Source organism: Brevundimonas sp. KM4, assembly GCF_000964075.1.
In the GTDB taxonomy this organism is placed as follows: Bacteria; Pseudomonadota; Alphaproteobacteria; order Caulobacterales; family Caulobacteraceae; genus Brevundimonas; species Brevundimonas huaxiensis.
The window spans coordinates 195,191-220,458 of the sequence record NZ_JZRG01000008.1 but is presented as its reverse complement, the minus strand read 5'-3'; the positions used below and the strand labels follow the sequence as shown (position 1 = coordinate 220,458).

Here is a 25,268-nt window from a genome sequence, read left to right as displayed (position 1 = left end):
GACGCGCCGCGGGGAGAGATCGATGAAACGTTTCGGAATCGCGCTGGCGGCGGTGATGGCGTCGGCGGTAAGCGCTCATGCCCAGCAAACCCCCGTGGCCACGGGACTTTCGGCGCAACCCGAAACAACGTTCGTCGAGGCCGGAAGGTTGCTTGCTGATCCGGAGAACGGCGTTGTGCAGAGCGATAAAACTCTCGTGATCAGAGGGAACCAGATCGTCGAAGTGCGCGACGGCTTCGTCGGCGATGCCTCTCAGGGCAAGGTCGTGGACCTGCGGCAAGCCTTTGTCCTGCCCGGCCTGATCGACAGCCACGTCCATCTGACGAGCCAGCAGAACCCGAACGCACGCCTTGAAGAGGTGACGCTTTCGGACGCGGACCAGGCGATGGTCGGCGCCCGCTATGCGCGTCGCACCCTGATGGCCGGCTTTACGACGGTGGCGGATCTCGGCGCCTCGAACCAGGCCATCTTCGCCCTGCGGAACGCCGTTAGGAACGGCGACGTGCCGGGACCGCGCATCATCGCGGCGGGATCGTCGGTGTCGATCCACGGCGGGCATGGCGACATCAACGGCTATCGCGAGGACGTCATGCACCTGCTGTCGTCCGAGAGCATCTGCTCGGGGCCTGAGGACTGTATGCGGGCGGTGCGCACCCAGGTTCGCGCCGGCGCCGACATCATCAAGATCACCGCGACGGGTGGCGTGCTGTCGAACACCGCCGCCGGCCTGAACCAGCAGTTCAGCGACGACGAACTGTCCGCCATCGTCGGCAGCGCTCACCGCATGGGCCGCCAGGTGACGGCGCACGCCCACGGGGTGGACGGCATCAACGCCTTCCTACGGGCCGGCGGCGATTCCATCGAACACGGCACCTATCTGGACGATCAGTCGATCCGCCTGTTCAAGTCGAACGGCGCCTGGCTGATCCCGACCCTGCTGGCCGGCGATTTCGTGGCGCGCATCGCCTCCGGCCCCGACAACTTCTTCACCCCTGCCCAGACGGCCAAGGCGCTGGAGGCCGGACCCAAGATGCTGGACATGGCGCGCCGCGCGCATGAGGGCGGGGTCAGGATCGCCTTCGGCACCGACTCGGGCGTTTCGGCCCACGGCGACAACGCCCAGGAGTTCGCGCTTCTGGTCCGCGCCGGCCTGAGCCCGCTCGAGGCCATCCAGGCCGCCACCGTCGGCGCCGCCGAACACCTGCGCATCGCCAATGAGGCCGGCAAGATCGCCGTCGGCATGCCCGCCGACATCGTCGCCGTCTCGGGCGATCCGCTGTCGGACGTGACCGAGCTGGAGCGGATGAAGTTCGTGATGAAGTCCGGCGTGGTCTATCGCGCCGACTGAATCCTGTCGTTCAGGAAGGCGGCGAAAGCCGCCTCGTCCTCGAACCGGGCGACGACCGGCCAGGCGACGACGTTTTTGCGCTGCTCGGGCGTCAGCCGCACCCAGTCCTTTTCCGTCGTGACCAGTCCGGCGTCGAACACCGCAGCCCGGTCAGTCAGGAACGTCATGTCGGCGGCGCTGTAGGCCGCGTGGTCGGGGAAGGGGACGAAGTCGACCAGGTCGCAGCCCGCCGCCTTCAGCGACCGCTCGACCTTCCAGGGCTTGGCGATGCCGGCGAACCCCACCTGGGGCCCCGACGGCGGGGGCCCCTCGGGCGTCAGGCGCGCGACGAAGACGGGGAGGGCGCCGAACACCGCCAGCAGTTCGGGATCGGCCGCGTCCACATCGGTCGGCAGCATGACCACCACGGCGTCGGCGCGCGCCAGCCCGGCCTTCAACGGCTCGCGCATGGGGCCTGAGGGAAAGACCGAACCGTCGCCGAACGGCCATTCGTCGCCGCGCGTCTCGCCGTCCACGACGATCAGGCTGACGGTCTTTTTCAGCGCCGGGTTCTGATGGCCGTCGTCCAGCACCAGGGGCTGCGCCCCTTCCGCGACGGCGGCCCTGGCGCCCGCCACACGATCGCGCGCGATCCAGATCGGCGACCCCCGCGCCAACATCAGCGGCTCGTCCCCGACATCGTCGGCCGTATGGATTTGAGGATCGACCCGAACCGGACCCTCCAGCCGACCGCCATAGCCGCGCGAGAGGCCCTGCGCCTCCATCCCTGCCTCGCGCAGCAGCCGCAGGGTTTCGCGCGCGACGGGCGTCTTGCCTGATCCGCCGACCGTCAAATTGCCGACCGAGATGACCGCGCAGCCGGGGTCGACCGGGACCGCCTTGGCAATCCGACGCGCTGTCACGGCGGCCCAGACCCAGCCCAGCGGTTTCAGCGCCGTGCGCGTCATCCGGACGTGGTTGCTGTCGCGCACATACCACCAGCGCGGCGTATTCAGCTTCATCGCCGGCCCTGCCTCTGCGGCATTAGCGGCGATAGCAGCGCCCACAGTCGCTCCAGCCCGCCTCCAGCCTCGACCGCCGCGCGACGCCCGCGTTCGCCCATGGCCTTGGCCGCGTTCAGGTCTTCCAGCAGGGGCTCGATCACGCCGGGCAGGTCGGACGGCGCCTGAACCAGGGCCAGGCCCCCCGCCTCGACTAGGGCCGCCGTCACCGGCGCCCAGTTGGACGCATCCGGCCCCGTGATCGTCGGCTTGCCCAGCCGCGCGGGCTCCAGCGGATTGTGCCCGCCGACGGGCGGCAGGCCGATGGCGGGCGCGAACGAGCCGCCCATCACCACCACATCGGCCAGACGCAGGAACAGGCCCATCTCGTTCAGGGTGTCGGCCAGATAGATGTCGGTGTCCGGCCCGATCGTCTGACCCTGCGAGCGCATGGCGAAGGCGTAGCCGTCGCGTTGCAGGGCCTGGGCGATGTGCGCCCCCCGCTCGGGATGGCGTGGCGTCAGGATAAGGCAGACACGCTCGCTCAAATGATCCAGCGCCCGCACGATGGCGATCTCTTCGCCCTCATGGGTGCTGGCGGCGACGATCACCAGCCGGTCGCCTATGGCGGCGCTCAAACGGCTGAAGGCGGCGGGATCGTGGGGCAGGGCGTCTCCCGACAGTTTCAGGTTCACCAGCCCGTCGATCCGCGCGCCCATGCCCTCCAGCCGCTGGGCAGAGACCGCATCCTGCGGCAGGACCAGATCAAAGGCGCCGGTCAGCGCGCGCGCCGAAGCCTGAAACCGCGCCCAGCCCTCGACCGTCTTTTCCGTGATGCGCGCGCTGACCAAGGCCAGTTTCACGCCCCGCCGACGCGCCTCCAGCAACAGATTGGGCCACAGTTCGCTCTCGACGAAGACCGCCAGATTGGGCCGCCAATGGTCCAGGAACCGCTCGACCACGCCCGGCGCATCGACCGGCGCATACTGGTGGATCACGCCCGCCGGCAGTCGTTCGGCCAGAATCTGCGCCGAGGTCACGGTGCTGGACGTGACCAGAACGGTCAGGTCGGGACGCGCCTTCGTCAGCCGCTCGACCACAGGCAGCAGCGACAGGCTCTCGCCCACGCTGACGCCGTGCAGCCAGACCAGATCGCCTGCGGGGCGCGGGGTGCGGGTGAAGCCCATCCGCTCGTCCACCCGCACCGGGTCTTCCTTGCCCCGCCTGGCGCGTGCATCCAGCAGGCGCGGGGCCAGGGGCTCCAGCGCGCGCGTCGCCAGCCGATAGGCGATCAGCGGCAAGGGCGTCACGGCTGGGTCCTCACGGCTTCAGGCCCGTGATCGCATCGGCCCGCGCCTCCACGGCGTTCAGCCGCGCGGTCCAGTCGATGACGACATCGGCCATGTCCGCGTCAGCGGGATAGTCGGCGCGGTCCCACACGATGGCGCCCTTGCCGAAGGGCAGGGGCAGCACGGCCCGGTCCCAACTGTCCAGACGGATCGCGGGATTGCACGACATGCCGATGAACAGCACCGGCGCCTTTGACAACTTCGCCATCAAGGGCAGGCCCTCGGCCATGACATTGGCCGGGCCGCGCGGCCCGTCCGGCGTGATGGCCAAGGCGCCGACCTTCAGCTGTTTCAATCCGTCACGCAGCGCCTGGGTGCCGCCCTTGGCCTTCTCCGCCTTGTCCTTGTTGGCCGAGGATCCGCGCACGGCGGGAAAGCCCTGACGCGCCACCGCCTTGGCGATGAACTCGCCGTCGGCCGAAAGGGAGATCAGCGCCTTGGCCGGCTGCGCCCGGTCCAGCGGCCAGCATGACGGCGACAGGCCGATCCGCGAATGCCAGAACACGCACAGCACCCCGCCGCCCTGCGCCCAGACGGCCTCAGCGGCCTGCTGGTTTTCGTGCGTCCAGCGGATGGTGGAAAAGCAGAACTGCATCCACTTCGCCAGCGTCCAGGCCAGGGCCGACTGGACCGCCGGGTTGCGAAGCGGCCTCATGCGACCGTCTCGACGCTGGGCGCGGCGCCGTCCAGCGACTGCTGACGCGCGAGGCGAGAATACAGGCCGCCCTTGGCGACCAGGGCGTCGTGCGAGCCTTCCTCGACCACGCGCCCGGCCTCGATCACATAGATGCGGTCGGCGTTCCGAACGGTGGACAGGCGGTGGGCGATCATCAGGGTGGCGCGTCCCTGCATCAGCCGCTCCAGCGCCGCCTGGACCAGGGCCTCGCTCTCGGTGTCCAGGGCGCTGGTGGCCTCGTCCAGCAGCAGGATCGGCGCGTCCTTGACGAAGGCGCGGGCGATGGCGATCCGTTGGCGCTGACCGCCGGACAGGCGCAGGCCCGCCTCGCCCGCGCGGGTCGCATACCCGTCAGGCAAGGCCGTGATGAAGTCGTGGGCGGCGGCGGACCGCGCGGCGTCCTCGATCTGCGCCTGTGTCGCGCCCGGCCGGCCATAGGCGATGTTGGCGGCGATGGTGTCGTCGAACAGGAAGGGTTCCTGCGTCACCAGGGCGATGTGGTCGCGCAGGTCGTGGATGCGTAGCGCCCGCACGTCCGCGCCGTTGATCGTCACCGCCCCGCCGGTCACATCGTAGAAGCGCGGCAGCAGGCTCAGGATCGTGCTCTTGCCGCCGCCCGACGGTCCGACCAGCGCCACCGTCTCACCCGGCGCGACCCGCAGAGACACCCCGTCCAGCGTCGGCGCATCGGTCCCGGCGTAGGCGAAGGAGACATTGTTCAGCACGACCTCCACAGGCCCGGCGGCCAGGGGCGCGGCGTCCGCCGCCTCACGGATTTCCGGCTGGATGTCCAAGGCGCCGAACAGGCGGCGCGCGGCGGTGAAGCCCTCGCTCATCACCGTGGCCAGGTTGGTCACCTGGCGCAGGGCCTGCCCGGCGGCCAGCAGCATGCCGATGAAGGCGGCGAACCCGCCCACCGTCATGTCGCCCGACTGCGCCCGCCACCCGGCGTAGGCCATGACGGCGGCGACGACGATATAGGCGACCAGATCGCTGGACGGGCCGGCGAAGGCGCGGGCGTTGGCGCCCTTGATGACGTGGCGCTGGCGACGGGCGACCACCTCGGCGACGCGGTCCTGTTCGGCGGCCTCGCGGTTCTCGATCTTGATCAGACGAACCCCGTCCAGGTTCTCCATCAGGGCGGTCGACAGGTTTTCGGTCTCGGCCATGGCGCCGACGGCGGCCTTGCGCGTCTTGCGCCCGAAGCGCCGCAACACCAGCGCCACCAGCGGCACGCCCAGCAGCACGACGATCGTAAGCTGCCAGTCGATGAAGCCCATGTAGATCAGCACCGCGATCAGGGTCAGCAGGTTCTGGGTGTAGTTGACCACGCCCGAGGTGAAGGCCTCGCGCACCATATTGGCGTCGAACAGGACGGAGGAGACGAAACCGCCCGAATGCTGGCTTCTCAGCCGAGCCAGGTCGGCGCGGATCATGGCCCCGAACAGGCGAATCTGGATGTCGCCGACGATGGTGTGACCCAGCCGGTTGACCAGGGCCGCTTGGCCCAGCGCCGCCAGGGTCCGCGCAATGGCGACGGTCAGGATGGCGACCGGAATCCAGACGACGGCCTTGTCCGCCGGAAAGGTCACCAGGCCGAACAGGCTGATCGGCTTGGTCCCGCCCAGGAACAGACCGTTGACGGCCGGCTCCAGCAGCTTCAGCAGCGCCGCCGTCAGCAGGCCCGTCGTCGCCGCGCACAAGACCGACAGGATCAGCGACCCCTTGTGCTTGGACAGATAGTCGCGCCAAATCCGCGCCAGCAGGGCGCGCAGCGGCATGGTTTCGGAGGCGGCGACGGTCATCGGCTCTCGGTCGTCCGAGCCGCCGTTCAAGTCAAGGCTTGTCCGGCGACGGTTCCAGCGCATGGCCCGGCTCGTCGGCGCGGATCAGGGTTTCGCCGGGCGCTTCCCGGATCCTGACCGCGGGCGGAACCGTCGGATTGGACGCGTATCGACGCCCGTCAAACGGCACGGCGACCTCATAGCCTTCGGTGATTCCGCCGCCCGCGACATAGACGCCCAGATCCCGTCGGCCATGGGTCTGTCGCTCCAAGAGCCGGATCGGGGCGCGCGCGACGCTGATCTCGCCGACCGACCGATAAGTTTCGCCGGTTCGGTCCAGCACCAGCAGCCGGCATCCGCCCGAGCCGCACCAGTTGGGGCCGGTCAGATAGACCAGGGTCATGGCCCCGTCCGGCGTGATCGCGGCCGTATAGCGGCTGGTGTCCAGCGCCTCCTTGGCCCGGTCGCGCAGATAGGCGATCAGGGCGGGGTCTTCGGGCGGCGGCGTCTGGGCGGCGGCCGCGCCGGCCCACAGGCTGGCGGCGGCGACGACGGCGGTGGCGGCGAGGGTTTTCATCGGGGTGTTCTCCGGTCTCGACAAACATTCCAACGCATCAGGATCGAGATCGGATGACGCGGCGGCGTCGGATCGCTATCTGGCGGGCATGGCGCGCTTCGACCTCTCGACCGCGATGGGCCGTTTTCGGGCGCATTGGCATTATTTCTTGGCCGACCACGCGTTTCTGCGCGTGGCCTTTTCCAACGCCCACTGGCTGGGCCCGGATCTGGTGCGAACCAATCAGCCGTCGCCGCGCCAGCTGGCCTATTGGAAAAAGAAGGGCGTCAAGACGGTCATCAACCTGCGCGGCGCGCGGGACGAGGGCTATTACTGGCTGGAAAAGGACGCTTGCGAGCGGCTGGGCCTGACCCTGATCGACGCGCCGCTGGACTCGCGCGATCCGCCCGAGACGGTGCGCATCCACCGCGCGCGCGAGCTGTTCAGGACGATCCAGTATCCGGTGCTGATCCACTGCAAGTCCGGCGCGGATCGAGCGGGGATGATGGCGGTATTCTATCGCCACTTCCACCTGGGCGAGCCGATCTCGGTCGCCATGAAGCAGCTCTCCAAGAAATATCTGCACTCCCGCGAGGGGCTGACCGGGGTGCTGGACTATACGCTGGAGAAATACGTCAACGAGATCGAGCCGAAGGGCATCAGCTTCATCGATTGGGTCGACAGCCCCGACTACGACCCCAAGACCATCCGCGCCGAGTTCAAGGCCGGCTGGTGGGGCACGCTGCTGACCGACAAGCTGCTGCGGCGGGAGTAGGGGACTTCAGCCCCAGGGACCGGTTTTCGGCTCGTCGCCGCCTTCGCCGTTCGCGCGGGCCTCGGCGGCCAGTTCGGCGTCGCGACGGGCCTTGCGATCGGCCTCCCACCGCTTGAACCAGCGGGCGTAGTCGATGTGGCCGCGCAGCGAGAAGCTGAATAGCGCCAGCACGGCCAGCAGGCTGACCAGTTGGAAGATCTGTTGCGGTTCCAGGTTCATCGTCGTCCTCGCCTACAGATCGAAACGTCGGATCGAGGAGCCGGTTCGGCTCCTCGATGTCGCACTCAGTCCTCGGCTCAGGCCGCGTCGCCGCGCGGATCGATCAGCTTGTGGGCGTGCAGGATGAAATAGCGCATGTGGGCGTTGTCCACGGTCGCCTGGGCGCGCGCCTTCCACGCCTTCTTGGCGTCTTCATAGTTGCCGAAGGCGCCGACGAACTCGACCTGCGACAGGTCGCGGAAGGTCGGCTCGCCCAGGTGACGAAGCTCGCCGCCGATCACGATGTGCAGAAGTTGCGGCGGGACGGCGTTCTGATCGGTCATCGGAAATCCTGAAGGCTGGGCCGGAAGGCTTGGGGGAGGAGGTTTGCGCGCGGCATAGGCCGAGAATGCCCTCGGATCAATGTGGGCCGGGGTTTTTCCGCCCTCGCCTCAGGTCGAAAGCGGCACGTTTTTACAACGCCGCACGATCATCGGCTGGATGATCGGCGCCGCGCAGACTAGGCTGGCCTGACGCGGATCAGGCCGGTTGAACGCCCATGGCCGCCCGTGGTGATCGCTGACCCTGGCGCCGGCTTCGGTTGCGATCAGCCAGCCCGCGGCGACGTCCCAGTCCCATTTCGGCGTCAGGGCCAAGGCGGCGTCAAAGGCGCCGGCGGCGACCAGCGCCATCCGATAGGCCAGGGCGTTGCGCTTTTCGAACCGCATGGACGGCCAGGGTTCGTCGGCGAAATAGGGCGCTTCGATCAGTCGCGCATCGCCCAGGATCGAGGCGTCTTCCAGCGTATCGACATCCGAGGCGTGGATGGGTTTGCCGTTGCGCCGCGCCCCGCCGCCGCGCGTCGCCACATAGGTTTCGTCCACCTCGGGCGCATGGATGACGGCGGCGACGACCTCGCCGTCCTCGATCACGGCGATGGGCACGCACCACCACGGCGTCCGCTTCATATAGGCGACGGTGCCGTCGATGGGATCGACCACGAAGATGCGTCGTTTCGACAGACGCTCGGCCGTATCTTCCGTCTCCTCTGACAGCCAGCCGTAGTCGGGCCGCGCCGACAGCAGCCTGTCCCGCAGCATGGCGTCGACCTTCAGGTCGCCGCTGGTGACGGGCGAACCACCGACCTTGGACTCGATCTTCAGCCCCGCCTCACGCTCGGCGATGGCCAGCGTCCCGGCGTCTATGGCCGCCTGGCGGATCAGGTCGAGGTCGGCGTGCAAGTCGATCATTTGCCGGCGATGGCCACCGCGTCGAACATCAGGCTGGGCACATTGAATCCGCCCCGGAACTCCAGGTCCGAGCCGCGCTCGATCCGCAGATAGAGGTCAGTCAGCTTGCCCGCGACCGTGACCTCGCTGACCGGATAGGCGATCACGCCGTTCTCGAACCAGAAGCCCGACACCCCGGCGGACCAGTCGCCGGTGTTGCCATTCAGCGACGGGCCGAACATCGACGTCACCAACAGGCCGGTCCCGGCGTCGGCCATCAGGCCCGCCAGATCGCGCTCGCCCGGCTCCATATGCAGATTGTGCGTCGAGACGCCGGACGGCCCGGCCAGCCCCCGCGACGCGTGGCCGGTGGTTTCCAGACCCAGTTGCCGGGCCGAGGCGCTGTTCAGCAACCAGGTGGTCAGGACGCCGTCGTCGAACAGGGCGCGCTTCTGAACCGCTGCGCCTTCGTCGTCGAACGGGGTCGATCCCATGCCGCGCGGGCGGAACGGATCGTCGATCAGGGTGACGCCCTCGGCGAAGACGCGCTGACCCATGCGGTCCTTCAGGAAGGAGGTGCCGCGCGCGATCGAGGGGCCGGAAATGGCGCCGATGGCCGGCGACACGATCTGGCCCGCCATCCGGTTGTCGAAGATCACGGGCGCGGTGGTCGAGGCGATCTTGCGCGGTCCGACGCGGGCCACCGCGCGCTCGCCGGCGGTGCGGCCGATCAGGTCGGCGCCCGGCAGGTCGGACAGGTGGCGGGTCGAACGGCTCTCGCCGCCGCGCTCCATCGCCCCATCCTTTTCGGCGATGACGCCGACGCCCAGCGAGAAGGCCGAACCCTCATAGGCGCCGTCGAAACCGTGAGACGTCACAAGCCGCCAGCGGGTAGACGACCAGCCGGCGTGTCCGCCTTCTGATCGCGCCACGCCGGGCACCGCCAAGGCCGCGGCCTCGGCGTCGGCCGAGACCTGTTCCAGAGTTTGTGCGCTGCGTTCGCTGGGATCGAACAAATCCAGATCGATGAACGGGCCGCGCGCCAGCCGTTCCTCGGGCGCGAAACCGGCGTGGGGGTCTTCCGGCGCCAAGCGCGCCATGGCCACCGCCCGCTCGACCAGGCGCGCCTGGGTCGCCGGCGAAAGGTCCGAGGCCGAAACGGACGCCTGCCGTTGGCCCACGAACACGCGCAGGCCCAGGTCGCGCGATTCCTCGCGTTCGACATCTTCCAGCTTGCCGTTGCGCACCCCGACCGACAGGGATCGGCGATCGGCGCTGACCGCCTCTGCGGCGTCGGCGCCGGCCTTCAGCGCGGCCTTGACGATGTCGTTGAGAAGATCGGTGGAAACGGGCGCGGCCAGGGTTTCAGTCATGCCCCGATATGGCGGACGCCCCGCTGCACCGCAACCGCGTCAGACGACGGCGAAGGCGATCAGGCCCACAGCGGCCGTCAGCAGCGCCACCCAGGTCAGCAGCATGCCGACGACGCGACCCAGCGACGGCCCGGTCTGCAGCAAAAGGCCCAGGGCATGGGCGACCCGGCCGACGAACAGCGTCGCGCCGACCCCATGGACCATCCAGGCCGGCGCGCCGACGGCGGCCAGCAGCAGCATGGCGATCATGCCCGGCGTCGCATATTCCACCAGATTGCCGAAGGCGCGGCTGGCGGCCATCAGGTCCGCGTTCCCGCCGTCGCCGAATGACACCATGTGTTTGCGTCGCCCGCTGACCACGATGCCCGACAGCACCAGCATCATCAGGATCAGCAGGCCGCTCCACAGGGCGGCGGCCTGGACGGCGTACATCAGCGGCGTGGTCATCGATCAGTCCTCGCGCCCGACGGGGTAGAGCAGATAGTGGTCGTCATAGAAGGGCGTGCGCTCATAGAACCAGGCCAGACGCGCCTGCGGATCGGCGGCGAACGTGGCGTCGGCCGCCACCTTGGCCTCGAACTCGGCCTTCAACGCCGGGTCCGCCGCCATCATCTTGTCCGCAAGCGGGGCGATGGCGTAGGCCTCGATATATTCGACGCGGCTCATCACCTCGGGGAACATGCCCCAGGCGAAGAAGCTTTCGCTGGATTGCGGCTCCAGCAGCAGCACGACGATGTCGCCCAGCGGCTGATCCGTCGGCACGCGCACCGAGCCGATCGGATACGTCCAGTCGCGCTTCTCGACCTCCACCGTCTTCACCGACGCCGGCACGTGACCTTCATTGGCGCGGGTCGCCAGCTTGGGCTCGACCAGGCGCAGCATCGACAGGTTCACGGTGCGCGCAGCCTCGACCGTCTCCATTTCGATCCCGTGCGTCTTCAGCCGCTCGATGATGTCGGTGCGATAGCCCGGCACCCAATAGGCCGTCGGTCGCGTCAGGGTCAGCGTCGGCCTGGAGCCATAGAAGGGCATTTGCCACAGTTCGGGGTCAGGTTGGCCCAGCCAGCGGATCTCCTTCCGACCCGAGGCGGGACTGTCATACATCTCGTACAGCATGCCCTTGAACGGGCGCGTGGACGATGGCGTCTCGTCGGCCTCGAAGTTGGCGGGGATCTGCGCCGGACGCAGGGCCTTGTCCTGATCCGTCGCGGCGCGAAGACCGGCGCCCTGATCGGCCAGCAGACGCATCGCCGCCTCGATGAAGACATAGGTGCCCAGCACCCGCTGCTCATGCGGTTTCAGGCTGTGGTTCTCGATCAGGATCGTCGGCACATGGGCGGCCGCGCCCCAACCGTTCGAGAACCGCTCGCCCAGGCCGCCGTCCGACAGGCCCTTCCTGGGTTCATCGTCGTCGATGCCGAACACCAACTCGCCGGGAATATGACCCTCGCGTTCCAGGGCGGCGTTCATGGCCGGCTTGAAGACCGAATCCAGCCAGGCCGAGACGTTCGGCGAGCGGCTGAAGGTCCCGTCCTCGCCGTTGAAGCCGTAGGTGACGTCGTACTGGTAATCCATGCCGTCGGTGACGTGGACGTCCACATAGAGGTCCGGCCGGTATTTCAGGATCAGGCCGCGCACGGCCCGCATCTCGGGCTGGTCCAGCTTCAGATAGTCGCGGTTCAGGTTCTGGTTGGTCGCCGTATTGCGCCAGCCCTGGATGCGCGGGCCCCGCTGGTTGGGGCGGGAATAGGGTCCGGAGCGCTCATGGCCGTCCACGCTCAGGATCGGGATCAGGATCAGGTTGACCCGGTCCAGCAGGGCGTCCTTCCCATAGAAGGCGATGTCGCGCAGCAGCATCATGCCCGCGTCCTTGCCGTCGATCTCGCCGGGGTGGATGCCGGCCTGGATCATCAGCACCGGCTTTGCGGGATCGAAGGCGGTCCCGTCCTTGGAAGCGATCACCGCATAGATGGGTCGGCCCTCGGGCGAGACGCCGAACTGTTCGATGCGGATCAGGTCGCTGGCGGCGTCCAGACGATCGAACCAGGCGCGCGTGTCGATATAGTTGGGGCTGAAGTCATGGCCCGGATCGGCCTCGAACGCCGTAGCCCACGGATCAGCCGCATCGCGCAGCAAGGCCTTGGATGCGCCGTCCCAGGCGGGGGCGGGCGGCAGGAAGGCTTGATCCCACGGGGCGGTGTTGGGAAGCGTCTGGGACATGGCGGGGCTCACGCTACAGGCAAGGGCGGCGACCAGCGCCGAAACCAGAAGAGGGGACTGCATGGCCTTTCGTGAGCCGATTGCGCGGCCCTGACAAGGTTTCAACCGCCGCCGCCCAGGACGGGCGCCCAGCCTCCGGCCTTGAGCAGCAGGGCCGCCGCGTTCCCCATCTGCCAGAGACTGTAGACCAGAACGACGACCAGGGCGCCGACCGCAACCCGGCGCCACGGCGCGAACGCCGCCGTCGCCGTGCCGATCACGAAGATGGCGACCCCGACCCACAACCGCACCGAGTCGGCGATCCTGGCGAAGCCGGGATTGAGCTGGGCCAGGATGATCACAATCACCGCCACGATCAGATTGGCCGCCAGGATGCAGCCGAACACCAGTCGCCGATGCGACCAGAAATGCGCGTCCAGATCGATCTTTTGGTCGCCGCCCTCGGCTGAAACGCGCGGGAAGGTCACGCTGGCGGCGACGTAGAAGGTTGCGGCGATGGCCAGTGAGATCAGCAGCACGAAGGTGTTGAACGGCGCCCCGCGGAAGATGACCCAGGCCTGGTTCCAGAAGGTGGCGATGTCGATGGCCACGAACAGGGCCAGCATCGGCGTCAGCCAACCGAACCGGATCCGCTTCTTCTCATGCAGCACCCGCGCGAACCCGCCGACCAGTTCGGCCACGGACAGGCCCAACAGCAGGCCGTAAAAGCTGAAGAAGAACTCAAACGCGCTCACATCGCCCCCCGGCGTCACCAAAAGCCAAGCTTATTTCCAGATCGGCGTCCCGTCACCCGGCAGGCCGAGACGGCCCCACAGGTCGTTGACCCGTTCGACGACCGCCGCGTCCATGCGAATCTCCTCGCCCCATTCGCGCTTGGTCTCGGGCGGCCATTTGTCGGTGGCGTCCAGGCCGATCTTGGAGCCCAGGCCGCTTTCGGGGCTGGCGAAGTCCAGATAGTCGATGGGCGTCGACTCGATCACGGTGATGTCGCGCGCCGGGTCCATCTTGGTCGAGATGGCCCACATGACGTCCTTCCAGTCGCGGGCGTCGATGTCGTCGTCCACGACGATGACCCATTTGGTGTACATGAACTGGCGCAGATAGCTCCAGACGCCCAGCATCACGCGTTTGGCGTGGCCCGGATAGGCCTTCTTCATCGACACCACCGCGATCCGGTAGCTGCAGCCCTCGGGCGGCAGCCAGAAGTCCGTGATCTCCGGAAATTGCTGGCGCAGCAGGGGAATAAAGACCTCGTTCAGCGCCTCGCCCAGCACGCTCGGCTCGTCCGGCGGCCGGCCGGTGAAGGTGGTCAGATAGATGGGGTCGCGGCGCATGGTGATCGCGCTGACCTTGAAGACCGGGAACTTCTCGACCGAGTTGTAATAGCCGGTGTGGTCGCCATACGGACCCTCGTCCTCGAACTCGTCCAGCAGGACATGGCCCTCCAGCACGATCTCGGCCTGGGCCGGGACCATCAGCGGCACGGTCTTGCAGGGCACAAGCTCGGCCTTGGCGCCCCGCATAAGGCCGGCGAACTGGTACTCCGACAGGGTGTCCGGCACCGGCGTCACCGCCGCCAGGATGGTCCCCGGATCGGCGCCCAGCACGACGGCGCAGGGCAGCGGCTCCTTGGGCCGGGCCTTCTTGTGCCGGGCATAGTGTTGCGCCCCGCCACGGTGCGCCAGCCAGCGCATGATGGCCCTGTCCTTGCCCAGCACCTGCATCCGATAGATGCCCAGGTTGAAGTCGTCTTCGCGGTCGTCGCTCGGCCCCTTTGTCACGACCAGGCCCCAGGTGATCAGGGGCGCCGGCTCGCCGGGCCAGCATGATTGGACGGGCAGGGCGGTCAGGTCGATCTGGTCGCCCTTCAGCACCACCTCCTGCACCGGCGCCTTCTTCACCGTCTTGGGCCGCATCGACAGGACGGTCTGCATCAGCGGCAGCATCTCCATCGCGTCGCCCAGACCGCGCGGCGGCGTTGGGTTTCTCAGGAAGGCCAGCAGTTCCCCGACCTCGCGCAGTTCGCCCGCCGTGGTGCGGTCCTTGCCCTCCAGCGTCACCCCCATGGCGACCCGCTTCACCGTGCCGAACAGATTGGCCAGGCAGGGGATGGGGCTGATCGTACCGTCCGGCATGACCGGCTTTTCGAACAGCACCGCCGGTCCGCCGTTCCTCAGCAGGCGGGTCTGGATCTCGGTCATCTCCAGCACTGTGGAGACGGGTTCGGACACCCGCACCAGCTCGCCCTTGGCTTCCAGCTGGTCGATGAAGTCACGCAGGGATTTGTAGGCCATGAAGCGTCCGGTCTTTTCCATTCCGCTCATCCCCGCGAAAGCGGGGACCCAGCGTTTTGGGGCGTTCTGGCATCCGGACCGTGGTGCAGTCCTCAATCCCCGACACTCTGCCACGCAAAAGAACTGGGTCCCCGCTTTCGCGGGGATGAGCGATGTTGAGGATGCCTAGAGCGCCGGAGCCGAACTGTCACGCGCCGCGCGACCGAACACCCGATCCAGGCCCACCAGCACCAGGCCGATCAGCAGGAAAAACACCAGCAGCACGCCGAAAATCACCACGACCCGGACCAGCCCCAGCTGATCCACATTGACGAAGCCATAGGGCCACCAGCGCGTCGCCAGTCCATGAACCAGGGTCCAGCCGCCGTAGACGATCGGAAACGCCAGCCATTTCGCTGGATCGATCCAGCGCAGCCGCCCTTTGGGGCTGAACCACAGCCAGTCCAGCACTAAGGCGGCCGGCATGACGTAGTGCAGCACCAGATTGACCACCAAGGACCAGCCGGTCGGGTTCCAATAGGGATGCAGCAGGAAGTGATACACTACCCCGACCACCACGATGTACATGGCGACGGCCGCCCTGACACCTTCGCTGGCGGACCAGCGGGCCAGCCGCGATCCTTCGCCCAGCAGCGGCCCGGTGAAGGCCAGGGCGACCAGGATGTTGGTCAGGATCGTGAAGAAGCTGAAGTAGTTGATCGTCCGTTCGAGCACGGTCCAGCCCTGGGTCGGCGCGATCATCAGCAGATATTGAAGCGCCAGCGCGGTCCAGCCCACGACGGCGAACGTCGCGCGCCACAGCCTGGGCTGGTCCCGCTTGCGAAACACCGGCGCCTCCCGTGTCGGTCAGGCGGCAGTCTTGTCCCATTCGAACGCCGGGTCCAGCCAGTCGCCCAGCCGTTCGCCGCGATCCAGCGCGTCCATCCGCTGCATCTCCTCGTCCGTCAGGGCGAAGTCGAAGATGTCGAAGTTCTCGCGCGCGCGGCTTTCCTTGGTCGTGCGCGGGATGGCGATAATCCCGTGCTGGATCAGCCAGCGCAAGGTGATCTGGCCGTTGGTCTTGCCGTGCGCGCCGGCGATCTCGCTGATCGTGGCGTCGTCGGCGATCTTGCCCTGCGCCAGCGGCGACCAGGCGGTGATCGACGATCCCAGCTCGGCCGCGGTGGCGACCAGCTGATCAACGCCCAGATAGGGGTGATGCTCGACCTGATCGGTCAGCAGCCGCGCCTTGGACAGGCTCTGCGCCTGGCGGAACTCCTTGGAAGGGAAGTTGGACAGGCCGATCGACTTGGTCAGGCCCTGGTCCTTGGCCTCGTTCAGGGCGCCCAGCGTCTCTTCGAACGTCGGCGTCGTCTTGGGCCAGTGCAGCAGCAGCAGGTCCGGCGTCATGCCCAGGCTGTCGGCCGATTCCCTGGCCTGTTTCAGCAGGGCGTCGTGGGTGAAATGCTCGACCCAGATCTTGGTGGTCAGGAAGATGTCCTCGCGCGCCACGCCCCCAGAATCGACAACGTCCCGGATGCCTTCGCCGACCGCCTTCTCATTCTTATAGATCCAGGCCGTATCGATGTGGCGATATCCGATCCGCAGCGCCTCAGCGACCATGCGCCGCGCATCTTCCGGCTCCAGCTGCCAGGTGCCGAAGCCGAGCAGGGGGATTTCGATACCGTCGACGGTGATCGTGGGTTGGTCGCCGTAAGCCATGGGGCGCTCCTTGGGCTGGGTCCGCTTGAGGGGCGTAGTTAGGCGCCCGACCCCGCTCCGGTAAGGTCCGGATGCGCCTTGGACAGCTTTTTCGGCGCGATCCGACGCCATCGCTTCTCAAGCGCGGCCCTCAGCCAGACGGGATCGACGCTGGCGATGCGGGCCAGGACAATGGGATGGTCGCGATAGTGGTCGGTGAAATGAAAGGTCGCCGGGTCCATTTCGATCAGCAGTTCGCGCTCATCCCGATTGTCCAGATGCACCACGATGCTGTCGTCCAGCGCCGGGCGCATCCAGGTGAAGAACTTGCCCGCCACCTTGAACGACGGCTCGCCATAGGACACGCCGTCCTCCACGCCGGGAAACGACAGCAGAAGGGCCCGGACCTCGTCGTGGGTCATCGGTCGGTCAACCTCAGTCAGCCAACTTCAATAAGCCAGCGCGATCCCGTCCTTGCGCATCTCGGTCGCCGCGCCATAGGTCCAGCGCCCGCCGGGGTTCATCTGTTTCATGACGTTCTGATAGCCGCCGAAGCCGCCGTCGGGTTCGCCCAGCGTCCAGCCCATGGCGCGCAGCTGGGCCTTAGTCGCCTCGGGCACGCCGCTTTCCAGATGCAGCACGCCGGTTCCTTCCTGCGGCTGGCCGGTCGGTTCGGACGAGCCATAGTGTTGCCAGCGCGGGGCGTCGCCCGCCGCCTGGGGCTCCAGCCCGTAATCGACCATGTTGATGATGATCTGGGCCTGGCCCTGGGGCTGCATGGCGCCGCCCATGACGCCGAACGCCATCCACGGCTCGCCGTCCTTGACCGCAAAGCCGGGGATGATGGTCTGGAACGGGCGCTTGCCGGGCGCATAGATATTCGGATGGCCGTCGGTCAGGGCGAACAGCTCGCCACGGTCCTGAAACATGAAGCCCAGCGGTTCGGAGCCGTTGTCGGGCGCCAGGCCCGAACCCATGCCGCGATAGTTGGACTGGATCCAGCTGACCATCATCCCGTCGGCGTCGGCGACGCTGAAATAGGTGGTGTCGCCGTGGTGCGGCGCATCGCCCGGCATGACGCGGTCCATGACCCGATCGGGCCGGATCAGCTTGGCGCGCTCGGCCGCATAGGCCTTGGAGTTCAGCCATTCGACCGGCGTCTTGGAGAATCGGTCGTCGGCGAACCAGCGCGCCCGGTCCTCGAACGCCAGCCGCTTGGCCTCGGCCTGGACGTGCAGCGAGGCGGCGGACTGGAAGCCCATGGATTTCAGGTCGAACTGTTCGCAGATGTTCAGGATCTGGTTGGTGCTCAGCCCCTGCGTGTTCGGACCCAGGCCGAAGACATCGACCCCGCGATAGTTGGTCCGGATCGGCTCGACCCATTCGGTATGATGGGCGGCCAGGTCGGCGCGGGTCATCCAGCCGCCGATCCGCTTGAAATAGGCCTCGATCTGATCGGCGATGGGGCCGTTGTAGAAGGCGTCGCGCCCGCCCTCTGCGATCATCCGCAGCGTCTTGCCCAGATAGGGGTTGGCGAAAATCTCGCCCACTTTCGGCGTCGCGCCGCCGGCGGCCCAGATGCGCTTTCGGTTCTCGTTTTCCTCGATCGGGATCTGGCCCCGATCAAACGCAGCCATGTTGCGTTCCAGATAGTAGGCGATGACCTGGGGCACGGGCACACCCTGTTCGCACAGTTCGGCGACGGGCAGCAGCACCTCTTTCCACGGCAGCTTGCCGTACCGCTGGTGCGCGCTCCACCAGGCGTCCACCGTGCCCGGCACATTGACCGTCACCGCGCCATAGCGGGGCAGATAGCCGTCGATGGCCTTTGATCGCGCGATCTCCAGGCTGAGGCCCCGCGGACTGGCGCCCGATCCGTTCAGCCCGACGACCTTCTTCTGTTTAGGGTCCCACAGCATGCAATAGGCGTCGCCGCCGATGCCGTTGGCGACCGGCTCCAGAAAGCCCAGGGCCGCATTGATGGCGATGGCCGCATCGATGGCCGATCCGCCGCGTCTTAGGGTGTCGATGCCGATCAGGCTGGCCGCCGGATGCGCCGTCGCCGCCGCCCCGTTCGCGCCCCAGACGGTCGAGCGTCCCATGAACTTCGGTCCCGAAATCCGGTCGCCGATGCCGACGCCGGCATAGGGGTCAGCCGGGCGAGCGGGAGCGGGCGCCGCCTTGGTCGGCTTGGCGGCGGGAGAGGCCTGCCGGGCCTGGGCTGCGGTCGCCGCCAGCGCGCCGGCAGGCAGGGCGGACAGGAAGGTGCGACGACGCATGGGCGGACTCCTCGAACAACCGATGCGGCATCAAGGGTGCAGTCGATCGATCCGGCAAGCCTTGCGGCAAAGAAAAAGGCCGCGTCCCTTTCGGAACGCGGCCCAAATCCTGGAAAGGACGAAGGTCCTATTCGATGTCTTCGTTCAGCAGGCCGACTTTGAAGAAGCCGTTCTCCTGCATCTTGTTCATGACTTCCATGAACTGCGAGTACTTCACTTCCGGCTGGGCGCGGACGAAGACGCGCTCTTCCTGGCAGGCGCCGCCGCCCAGGGCGGTGCAGACGTCAGTGGCCAGGTTGTCGATCGAGGTTTGCTTGTCCGACAGGAACAGCTGACCGTTTTCCTGGATGGTGATGTACACCGGCTCCTTCTCTTCGGTCGGATTGGTGGGCGGCTGTGCGGGCGGCAGGTCCAGACGGATCGACACGGTCGCCATCGGCGCGGCGACCATGAAGATGATCATGAGCACCAGCAGAATGTCGATGAACGGCGTGATGTTGATATCCGCCGTCTGTTCGATCGTGTGCTTGTCCCCGCCGGAACCACCGAGCTTGGCAGCCATGCATCGTCTCCGTTACTCGCCGGCTGCGTTCCGCGCCGACATTTCCCTATGGATCGCCCGAAGGCTTGATCGGTTCTTGGCGTCCCGATGCGGGCTTGTAAAGCGGTTCTAAACGATCTGCCGTTCCCGAACGCCAATTATACACGACAGAGGGACGTCAGTTCGGCCTTCACGCCTTGGCCAGCTTCAAAAAACGGTCCGCCAGGGCAGGATCGTCCTTGAATGCGCCGGTGAAGCGGGTCGTGATGGTCGAAACGTGCCGATGATGCACGCCGCGCGTGGTCATGCACTGATGCTCGGCGTCCACCAGCACCGCCACGCCGCGCGGCTGCAGGTGCGATTCGATGGCGTCGATGATGTCGTTGGTCAGGGTTTCCTGGTTCTGCAGGCGCCGCGCATAGATCTCGACGACCCGCGCCAGCTTGGAGATGCCGACCACCTTCTCGCCGGGCAGATAGGCGACATAAGCCTTGCCGAGGAACGGGGCCAAGTGGTGCTCGCAGTGGCTCTCGACCTCGATGTCGCGCAGGATGACCATGTCGTCATAGCCGGTCACGTCCTCGAAGGTGCGGCTCAGTTCCTTGCCTGCATCGGCGTCATAGCCGTCGAACCATTCGCCGTAAGCGTCCACCACCCGCTTGGGCGTGTCGATCAGCCCGGGACGGTTCGGATTGTCGCCGGCCCAGGCGATCAGGGTGCGCACGGCCTCCAGCGCCTGTTCGCGCGACGGGCGTTGCACGGCAGCATCGCTGACGAGGACGGGCTTGGCGGGGGTGACGCTCATGAACTCGATTTCCGGCCGGGGCGGGCGGTCGCCCGGTTTACCTTCTACAATCCGTCGGGACTGTATATCAGGCCGCTATATGGGACAGACCGTGCGTCCCGCAAGAAAACCCGCTGAAGACTGATCCATGCCGCTGCACATCCACGATACCCTGCGCCGTGAAAAGCGCCTGTTCGAGCCCCGGAACAAGGATCGTGTGACCCTCTATGTCTGCGGCCCGACGGTCTATGACTACGCCCACATCGGCAATGCGCGTCCGCCGGTGGTGTTCGACGTCCTGGTGCGGCTGCTGCGCCGAACGTATGGCGCCGACCACGTGATCTACGCCCGCAACGTCACCGACGTGGACGACAAGATCAATCAGAAGGCCGCGCGCGAAGGCGTGCCGATCGGCGAGGTCACGGCCCGCTATGAAGCCGCCTATCTGGCCGACATGGGCCTGCTGAACGTCTCGCCGCCCGATATCGCGCCCCACGTCACCGACTACATCCCGGCCATCGTCGATCAGATACAGGCCATCGTCGACGCCGGCTGCGCCTATGCGGCTGAAGGCCACGTGCTGTTCGACGTCTCGTCCTACAAGGCCTACGGCGCCCTGTCGGGCCGCAACCTGGACGACATGATCGCCGGCGCCCGCGTCGAGGTCGCGCCCTACAAGAAGAACCCGCACGACTTCGTCCTGTGGAAGCCGTCCAAGGCGGACGAGCCGTCCTGGCCGTCGCCGTGGGGCGAGGGACGTCCTGGCTGGCACATCGAATGCTCGGCCATGATCGAAAAGACCCTGGGTCTGCCCATCGACATCCACGGCGGCGGCATCGACCTGGTCTTCCCCCACCATGAGAATGAGATCGCGCAGGGCGTCTGCGCCCACGGCCATGCCCATGGCGATCAGGCCCACGACGAATACGCCCGTTACTGGATGCACAACGGCTTCCTGACCGTGGACGCCGAGAAGATGTCCAAGTCGATCGGCAACGTCCTGCTGCTGCACGATCTGGTGCAGGCCGTGCCGGGCGAGGTCGTCCGCTGGGCGCTTCTGTCGGCCCACTACCGCCAGCCGCTGGACTGGAACCAGGGGCTGTTGGACCAGAGCCGCAAGAACCTGGACCGGCTATACGGCGTCCTGCGCGACGCCGATGCGGCCCTGAGCGATTTCGACGAGGACACGCTGGACGAGGCCGAGAGAGAACTGGCCGAGAACGCCCTGGATCCGGTGCTGGACGCGCTTGAGGACGACCTCAACACGCCGGGCGCCATCGCCCTGCTGTTCGGGCTGGGGAACGCTCTGCGCGAACTGCTGAACGACGCCGAGGCCGATATCAATGACCTCGCCATGGCCCGCTGGAGCCTGAAGGAAGCGGCCGGGTTGTTGGGGGTGCTGTCTCTGACGCCGGACGCCTGGTTCGAGGGCGGCGATCCCGCCCTGAAGGTGGAGGTCGAGGCCCTGCTCGACCAACGCGCCAAGGCCCGCGCCGCAAAGGACTGGCCCGAGGCCGACCGCATCCGCGACCGCCTGAACGCCCTGAACGTCGTCGTCATGGACGGCCCCGACGGCGCCACCTGGCGCGTGAAAGGGTAAGCAGGCTATTCTCTCTCAAGCTGAGAAAGCAGTCGCGCCTCCCTCTTCGTCATCCTCCGGCAAGCCGCTTGCGGCGCAGACCGGGGGACCCAGCGGCGCCGGAGGCGATGTTTCCGCCGCACGGCTGTCAGCGAGTCCGCGACAGGTTCGCGCTCTCGCGCGCCGCTGGGTCCCCCGGTCGCTTCGCGCCGGAGGATGACGATGGATGGGATCACCGCCGCAGCCATCGCAATGCCGCTGGTCCATCCGCAGCGATTTCAACCGCTTGCCGATTTATGTCCCCCGTTTCCCATCCACGGGGTCAAACGGCCCCATAATGCACCCGTCTCGTCGCATGGAGGGCTCGCCTGGCCTGCGACCTTGCGGCGGCGAGAGCGGAGGGAACGGGGGCGATGGTGAAATCCCATCGCGGCGCCGGGGCTGATCGGTCGGGGAATCGCCCCGGCGTCCGCAGCCGCGTCGCAGGGTCGAGGGGGATACTCGGCCGCACCGGGGATCGGGGATCGCTGCTCCGACCCGCCCGTCGCAGGCTTATGGGGTTAGGCGATAAGACCGCCACCGCTCGGCGCCCCGAGCTTGCAGGCCAACCTTCCGCGCGGAGCGTCATACCCTTCGTCGAAACGGTACTTAAAAACTCACACTCCGGGCGAAGGCCCGGCGCTCCGCCCAGCCCTCCATCCCTCCGCCCGATAAAAGGCAGGAGCGGCGAACCATGCCCGACTCTAAGCCCTCAGTTCGTCCGGCGGATCAGTTCGTCCGCCAGCGCCGGCGTCAGATAGCCGTCGGCGATCCGGCCGTTGGCGATCTGCCAGCGACGCAGGGCCGCGCGGGTGTTGGAGCCGATCACGCCGTCCACGCCCTGGGTGTCGTAACCCAGCTGCGTCAGGGCGCGCTGCGCCCCGATACGCTGATCGCGCGTCATCGACGGATCGTTGGGCCAGGCCTTGGTCAGCCCCGGCTTGCCCATGATCCCGTCCGCCGTCAGGCCGATCGCCAGGGCGTAGGACACCGAGTTGTTGTAGCGGCGGATCACATAGTGGTTCGGCAGGGCCAGGAAGGCCGGACCGTCGGCGCCTTGGGGCAGCAGGATGGTCGCCTCTTCCAGCGCCTCGGCGCCGTTCGGGGTGCCGCCTTGCGCCAAGCGCACGCCCTTGGCCGCCCAATAGGCCCAGTTGTGCTTCGGGCCTTCCGCCTCGGCATAGTCGAAGCCCGAGGGCAGGGTGACTTCATAGCCCCAGCCCTGACCGCGCTTCCACCCGGCCTGGGCCAGCAGGTTGGCTGCCGACGCCAGGGCGTCGGCGTCGTCGCGCCAGATGTCGACCTTGCCGTCGCCGTCCTGGTCCACGCCCAGGCGCAGATAGTTGTCGGGCATGAACTGGGTCTGGCCCATGGCCCCGGCCCAGCTGCCCTTCAGGCCCGCGCGCTCGCGCCGGCCGTCCACGACGATGTCCAGCGCGTCCTTCAGCTGCCCCTCGGCCCAATCGCGTCTGCGACCGTCATAGGCCAGGGTCGCCAGCGAGCGGATCACGTCATAGTCGCCCTGCACCTGACCGAAGGCGCTCTCCTGGGCCCAGACGCCGACCAGGATTTCGCTGGGCACGCCGAAGCGTTGAACCACCGACCACGGAACCCGGTCGATGCGCTGTTTGGCCTGGGCGATTCGGACCGGGGTCACCGCATTCTGAACATAGGCGCCGGCGGGTTTGGAGAATTCAGGCTGGTTGCGATCCAGGCGGATCACCGTCGGATCGGGCGTCAGCCCCTCCAGTTCCCGGGCGTAGTCGGCGCGGCGAGCGCCGCCCTTGCGCGCGAGGAAGCCCTGTTTCCAGCCCTCGAAACCCTGCTGGTCATAGGCGGCCAACGGCGGCGTCTGAGGGGCGGGGGCCGGCGTCGTGACCGGCGCGCCCGCCTGGGGCTGAGGCTGGGACGTCGGCAGGTTCACCTGCGGCTCGGGCAGCATGGGCGCGCAGGCCGAGACGCAGCCGATCAGGAGAAGGCGGTAGGAAAAGCGCATGAGATTCAAACTAGAGCCCCCGGGGTCAGACACGAAATGACATCCGCGCGAACGGCCATTTCGACGCCCTAAAGCGCGCGCCGCGCGAATGCGTTGCCTGACCATTCCCCACTCGGGTGTAAGGCGCGCCGTTAACCACCTTTGTATTGGACGCCTTATGCGTGTGTGTCGTAATGACGCACCAGCTCTGACGGCCTGATGGCGGAGCGGCGACGCGGCGGGCGTGCAACCCCGTAAACCCTCCGTTCGACTCGGAGGTCAGGCCTCCATAGTTTTTTGTCGTGCTATCGCGCTTTGCGTTACTTGAGCACGAGAGGCCGGTGCGTCCTTCGGGCCAGACAGGGACTGGGTTTTCTGCGGTTTCGGCCTTTGGCGGCTTGACCTTCCGAACCCCTCTCTCTATACGACCGCCTCCGCCGCGATCCGACCGGGTCAGCGGCTTTCTTATTGGTTTCTTTCAGGACGTCCGACCATGAAGGTCCGTAGCTCGCTCAAGTCGCTGAAGACCCGCCACCGCGACTGCAAGGTCGTGCGTCGCAAGGGCGTCGTCTTCGTCATCAACAAGACCGACCCGCGCTTCAAGGCGAAGCAGGGCTAAGCAGCGTTCGCTGCGCGCCGCTTCGGCGGCGTGCGCACGCTGGATCGCGCTCAGGCAGCCCGAAGGGCGATAGCGCGCTTGAAAGATGACGATCCACAGGCTGCGGATTTCTGTCCGCGGCCTTTTTCGTGTTCGCGGTTGTCGCGCGCCTGTCCGCAGGGTTAGCGTCCGCGCCTGATTTCTGGAGTATTCCCCATGGCTGACGACGCCTCGTTTGACGGTGGTTCCGACGTTCTCACCGCCACGGCGCAGGGCCGCCTTCGCACCATCATCGAGCGCCTTGAGCGTCTCGAAGAGGACAAGCAGGCCGTCATGACCGACATGAAGGAGGTCTTCGCCGAAGCCAAGGGCGAGGGCTACGACGTCAAAATTCTGCGTAAGGTCATCCGTATCAGAAAGCAGGACAAGGCCAAGCGTCAGGAAGAGGACGCCATCCTGGACCTTTATCTGTCGGCGCTCGGCGAGATCTGAGGCTGATCCGGCTTGAAGCGCACCCCCTTCAAGCCAGGAGGCGGGCTGTCGCGATCGGGCGGCCTGAAAGGCGATGGCGCATCCAAATCGCGTTCAAGCCTGCGCTCAAGCAGCCCAAAGGGCGGTAGCGCCAAAAAAGAGAAGCTGCTGAGCCCTTGGGATCAGCAGCGCGAGGCGGCTAAGCGCGCTGCGTTGAATGCCTTAAAGCGCGCTCGCCGTGCGGCGGATAAGGCGGGCGTTTCCCTGTCCGAATGGGAAGGCGAGTTCATCGATTCGGTCAGCGAGCGCGTGAAAACCCATGGCCGCGCCTTCGCCGACCCCGAAAAGGGCGCACCGGGCCAAGCCCTCTCGGCCATGCAGGGCCGCAAGCTGAAAGAGATAACCGCCAAGGCCAATGGCGAAGAGCCGAAACGGCGTTGGGGCAGGAAGAAGCCGGAGTGATCGTCTCCTCCCCACTTGTGGGGAGCCGGACCGCACAGCGGTGGAGGGGCTCTCGAATCTCCAAAGGCGCTATGATGC

General features: G+C 67.1%; 26 protein-coding genes. 6 read left to right on the top strand and 20 right to left on the bottom strand.

All coding sequences use genetic code 11. The annotated features are described in order from the left end of the window. The first annotated feature begins 22 nt into the window (after window positions 1-22). Entirely contained in the window at window positions 23-1,348 is a 1,326-nt protein-coding gene (locus tag VH88_RS05395; RefSeq protein ID WP_045810323.1) for an amidohydrolase family protein, read from the top strand. Here the strand turns inward: VH88_RS05395 and lpxK are convergent. From lpxK to VH88_RS05370, 5 genes are read right to left on the bottom strand one after another with little or no spacing between them, the layout of a single operon-like run. Continuing rightward, window positions 1,333-2,349 (bottom strand): tetraacyldisaccharide 4'-kinase, encoded by a 1,017-nt coding sequence (gene lpxK, locus VH88_RS05390; protein ID WP_045810322.1) that lies wholly within the window; start codon window positions 2,347-2,349, stop codon window positions 1,333-1,335. The two genes, VH88_RS05395 and lpxK, sit on opposite strands and share 16 nt — an antisense overlap. After that, complete coding sequence (locus VH88_RS05385; RefSeq protein ID WP_045810321.1) at window positions 2,346-3,638, bottom strand: 3-deoxy-D-manno-octulosonic acid transferase; 1,293 nt, start codon at window positions 3,636-3,638, stop codon at window positions 2,346-2,348. The genes lpxK and VH88_RS05385 overlap by 4 nt, the downstream gene beginning before the upstream one ends. Before the next feature lie 10 nt (window positions 3,639-3,648). Then, window positions 3,649-4,332, bottom strand: a complete 684-nt coding sequence (locus VH88_RS05380; RefSeq protein WP_045810320.1) for a lysophospholipid acyltransferase family protein — start codon at window positions 4,330-4,332, stop codon at window positions 3,649-3,651. Then, window positions 4,329-6,158 carry an ABC transporter ATP-binding protein gene (locus tag VH88_RS05375; protein ID WP_045810512.1) on the bottom strand — a complete coding sequence of 610 codons (1,830 nt, stop codon included), beginning with the start codon at window positions 6,156-6,158 and terminating at the stop codon, window positions 4,329-4,331. Before VH88_RS05375 ends, VH88_RS05380 begins: the two co-directional genes overlap by 4 nt. Window positions 6,159-6,189: 31 nt before the next feature. Then, entirely contained in the window at window positions 6,190-6,714 is a 525-nt protein-coding gene (locus VH88_RS05370; RefSeq protein ID WP_052689495.1) for a hypothetical protein, read from the bottom strand. A gap of 88 nt (window positions 6,715-6,802) precedes the next feature. Between VH88_RS05370 and VH88_RS05365 the strand changes: the two genes are divergently transcribed. Further along, window positions 6,803-7,468 carry a tyrosine-protein phosphatase gene (locus tag VH88_RS05365; protein ID WP_045810510.1) on the top strand — a complete coding sequence of 222 codons (666 nt, stop codon included), beginning with the start codon at window positions 6,803-6,805 and terminating at the stop codon, window positions 7,466-7,468. Between the two features lie 6 nt (window positions 7,469-7,474). On the opposite strand, the gene VH88_RS05360 is transcribed toward VH88_RS05365, so the two are convergent. From VH88_RS05360 to folE, 14 genes are all read right to left on the bottom strand, one after another. Continuing rightward, entirely contained in the window at window positions 7,475-7,687 is a 213-nt protein-coding gene (locus VH88_RS05360) for a hypothetical protein (protein WP_045810319.1), read from the bottom strand. 77 nt (window positions 7,688-7,764) lie between these two features. After that, window positions 7,765-8,010, bottom strand: coding sequence for a DUF4170 domain-containing protein (locus VH88_RS05355; RefSeq protein ID WP_045810318.1), 246 nt, complete (start codon window positions 8,008-8,010; stop codon window positions 7,765-7,767). Between the two features lie 108 nt (window positions 8,011-8,118). Beyond that, the gene (locus VH88_RS05350; protein WP_045810317.1) at window positions 8,119-8,916 is read right to left on the bottom strand and encodes a 3'(2'),5'-bisphosphate nucleotidase CysQ; all 798 of its coding nucleotides are present in this window, start codon (window positions 8,914-8,916) and stop codon (window positions 8,119-8,121) included. Then, window positions 8,913-10,268: a TldD/PmbA family protein gene (locus tag VH88_RS05345; protein WP_045810316.1), complete on the bottom strand. Its 1,356-nt coding sequence runs from the start codon at window positions 10,266-10,268 to the stop codon at window positions 8,913-8,915. The genes VH88_RS05350 and VH88_RS05345 overlap by 4 nt, the downstream gene beginning before the upstream one ends. A 39-nt stretch (window positions 10,269-10,307) precedes the next feature. Next, a complete protein-coding gene (locus VH88_RS05340; RefSeq protein ID WP_017505339.1) occupies window positions 10,308-10,715 on the bottom strand; it encodes an MAPEG family protein in 408 nt (135 codons plus the stop codon). 3 nt (window positions 10,716-10,718) lie between these two features. Beyond that, window positions 10,719-12,488, bottom strand: a complete 1,770-nt coding sequence (locus VH88_RS05335) for a M14 family metallopeptidase (protein ID WP_231576582.1) — start codon at window positions 12,486-12,488, stop codon at window positions 10,719-10,721. A gap of 101 nt (window positions 12,489-12,589) precedes the next feature. Continuing rightward, window positions 12,590-13,222: a hypothetical protein gene (locus VH88_RS05330; RefSeq protein WP_045810509.1), complete on the bottom strand. Its 633-nt coding sequence runs from the start codon at window positions 13,220-13,222 to the stop codon at window positions 12,590-12,592. Window positions 13,223-13,252: 30 nt separating this feature from the next. Continuing rightward, window positions 13,253-14,782, bottom strand: coding sequence for a UbiD family decarboxylase (locus tag VH88_RS05325; RefSeq protein ID WP_045810508.1), 1,530 nt, complete (start codon window positions 14,780-14,782; stop codon window positions 13,253-13,255). Window positions 14,783-14,947: 165 nt separating this feature from the next. Then, the gene (locus VH88_RS05320; protein WP_082064381.1) at window positions 14,948-15,610 is read right to left on the bottom strand and encodes a Pr6Pr family membrane protein; all 663 of its coding nucleotides are present in this window, start codon (window positions 15,608-15,610) and stop codon (window positions 14,948-14,950) included. A gap of 18 nt (window positions 15,611-15,628) precedes the next feature. Then, complete coding sequence (locus VH88_RS05315) at window positions 15,629-16,483, bottom strand: aldo/keto reductase (RefSeq protein ID WP_045810314.1); 855 nt, start codon at window positions 16,481-16,483, stop codon at window positions 15,629-15,631. Window positions 16,484-16,521: 38 nt separating this feature from the next. Further along, complete coding sequence (locus VH88_RS05310) at window positions 16,522-16,884, bottom strand: MmcQ/YjbR family DNA-binding protein (protein ID WP_045810313.1); 363 nt, start codon at window positions 16,882-16,884, stop codon at window positions 16,522-16,524. A 27-nt stretch (window positions 16,885-16,911) separates the two neighbouring features. After that, on the bottom strand, window positions 16,912-18,741 hold the full coding sequence (locus tag VH88_RS05305) for a gamma-glutamyltransferase family protein (protein ID WP_045810312.1): 1,830 nt from the start codon (window positions 18,739-18,741) through the stop codon (window positions 16,912-16,914). Between the two features lie 127 nt (window positions 18,742-18,868). Then, window positions 18,869-19,303, bottom strand: a complete 435-nt coding sequence (locus tag VH88_RS05300) for a biopolymer transporter ExbD (protein WP_017505348.1) — start codon at window positions 19,301-19,303, stop codon at window positions 18,869-18,871. 169 nt (window positions 19,304-19,472) lie between these two features. Continuing rightward, on the bottom strand, window positions 19,473-20,087 hold the full coding sequence (gene folE / locus VH88_RS05295) for a GTP cyclohydrolase I FolE (protein ID WP_017505349.1): 615 nt from the start codon (window positions 20,085-20,087) through the stop codon (window positions 19,473-19,475). Between the two features lie 127 nt (window positions 20,088-20,214). On the opposite strand from folE, the gene cysS reads away from it, so the two are divergent. Beyond that, the gene (gene cysS, locus VH88_RS05290) at window positions 20,215-21,666 is read left to right on the top strand and encodes a cysteine--tRNA ligase (protein WP_045810311.1); all 1,452 of its coding nucleotides are present in this window, start codon (window positions 20,215-20,217) and stop codon (window positions 21,664-21,666) included. A gap of 730 nt (window positions 21,667-22,396) precedes the next feature. On the opposite strand, the gene VH88_RS05285 is transcribed toward cysS, so the two are convergent. Next, complete coding sequence (locus VH88_RS05285; protein WP_045810310.1) at window positions 22,397-23,680, bottom strand: lytic murein transglycosylase; 1,284 nt, start codon at window positions 23,678-23,680, stop codon at window positions 22,397-22,399. Window positions 23,681-24,152: 472 nt separating this feature from the next. Here VH88_RS05285 and ykgO point away from each other — a divergent pair, with 472 nt between their 5' ends. The 3 genes from ykgO to VH88_RS05270 all read left to right on the top strand — a co-directional run bounded on the left by ykgO (window position 24,153) and on the right by VH88_RS05270 (window position 25,190). Beyond that, window positions 24,153-24,278, top strand: a complete 126-nt coding sequence (gene ykgO, locus VH88_RS05280; protein WP_008263184.1) for a type B 50S ribosomal protein L36 — start codon at window positions 24,153-24,155, stop codon at window positions 24,276-24,278. 195 nt (window positions 24,279-24,473) lie between these two features. Next, window positions 24,474-24,749, top strand: a complete 276-nt coding sequence (locus tag VH88_RS05275) for a DUF2312 domain-containing protein (RefSeq protein ID WP_017505946.1) — start codon at window positions 24,474-24,476, stop codon at window positions 24,747-24,749. A 144-nt stretch (window positions 24,750-24,893) separates the two neighbouring features. After that, a complete protein-coding gene (locus VH88_RS05270; RefSeq protein WP_045810506.1) occupies window positions 24,894-25,190 on the top strand; it encodes a hypothetical protein in 297 nt (98 codons plus the stop codon). Window positions 25,191-25,268 lie beyond the last annotated feature (78 nt).

Bases quoted from the DNA above. Each gene is read 5' to 3' on its own strand.
- VH88_RS05350 (WP_045810317.1), bottom strand. From the start codon at position 8,916: ATGATCGACTTGCACGCCGACCTCGACCTGATCCGCCAGGCGGCCATA.
- VH88_RS05335 (WP_231576582.1), bottom strand. From the start codon at position 12,488: ATGTCCCAGACGCTTCCCAACACCGCCCCGTGGGATCAAGCCTTCCTG.
- VH88_RS05275 (WP_017505946.1), top strand. From the start codon at position 24,474: ATGGCTGACGACGCCTCGTTTGACGGTGGTTCCGACGTTCTCACCGCC.
- VH88_RS05340 (WP_017505339.1), bottom strand. From the start codon at position 10,715: ATGACCACGCCGCTGATGTACGCCGTCCAGGCCGCCGCCCTGTGGAGC.
- lpxK (WP_045810322.1), bottom strand. From the start codon at position 2,349: ATGAAGCTGAATACGCCGCGCTGGTGGTATGTGCGCGACAGCAACCAC.
- VH88_RS05370 (WP_052689495.1), bottom strand. From the start codon at position 6,714: ATGAAAACCCTCGCCGCCACCGCCGTCGTCGCCGCCGCCAGCCTGTGG.
- VH88_RS05375 (WP_045810512.1), bottom strand. From the start codon at position 6,158: ATGACCGTCGCCGCCTCCGAAACCATGCCGCTGCGCGCCCTGCTGGCG.
- VH88_RS05365 (WP_045810510.1), top strand. From the start codon at position 6,803: ATGGCGCGCTTCGACCTCTCGACCGCGATGGGCCGTTTTCGGGCGCAT.
- cysS (WP_045810311.1), top strand. From the start codon at position 20,215: ATGCCGCTGCACATCCACGATACCCTGCGCCGTGAAAAGCGCCTGTTC.
- VH88_RS05355 (WP_045810318.1), bottom strand. From the start codon at position 8,010: ATGACCGATCAGAACGCCGTCCCGCCGCAACTTCTGCACATCGTGATC.
- VH88_RS05315 (WP_045810314.1), bottom strand. From the start codon at position 16,483: ATGGCTTACGGCGACCAACCCACGATCACCGTCGACGGTATCGAAATC.
- VH88_RS05300 (WP_017505348.1), bottom strand. From the start codon at position 19,303: ATGGCTGCCAAGCTCGGTGGTTCCGGCGGGGACAAGCACACGATCGAA.
- VH88_RS05310 (WP_045810313.1), bottom strand. From the start codon at position 16,884: ATGACCCACGACGAGGTCCGGGCCCTTCTGCTGTCGTTTCCCGGCGTG.
- VH88_RS05360 (WP_045810319.1), bottom strand. From the start codon at position 7,687: ATGAACCTGGAACCGCAACAGATCTTCCAACTGGTCAGCCTGCTGGCC.
- folE (WP_017505349.1), bottom strand. From the start codon at position 20,087: ATGAGCGTCACCCCCGCCAAGCCCGTCCTCGTCAGCGATGCTGCCGTG.
- VH88_RS05395 (WP_045810323.1), top strand. From the start codon at position 23: ATGAAACGTTTCGGAATCGCGCTGGCGGCGGTGATGGCGTCGGCGGTA.
- VH88_RS05305 (WP_045810312.1), bottom strand. From the start codon at position 18,741: ATGCGTCGTCGCACCTTCCTGTCCGCCCTGCCTGCCGGCGCGCTGGCG.
- VH88_RS05325 (WP_045810508.1), bottom strand. From the start codon at position 14,782: ATGGCCTACAAATCCCTGCGTGACTTCATCGACCAGCTGGAAGCCAAG.
- ykgO (WP_008263184.1), top strand. From the start codon at position 24,153: ATGAAGGTCCGTAGCTCGCTCAAGTCGCTGAAGACCCGCCACCGCGAC.
- VH88_RS05345 (WP_045810316.1), bottom strand. From the start codon at position 10,268: ATGACTGAAACCCTGGCCGCGCCCGTTTCCACCGATCTTCTCAACGAC.
- VH88_RS05285 (WP_045810310.1), bottom strand. From the start codon at position 23,680: ATGCGCTTTTCCTACCGCCTTCTCCTGATCGGCTGCGTCTCGGCCTGC.
- VH88_RS05380 (WP_045810320.1), bottom strand. From the start codon at position 4,332: ATGAGGCCGCTTCGCAACCCGGCGGTCCAGTCGGCCCTGGCCTGGACG.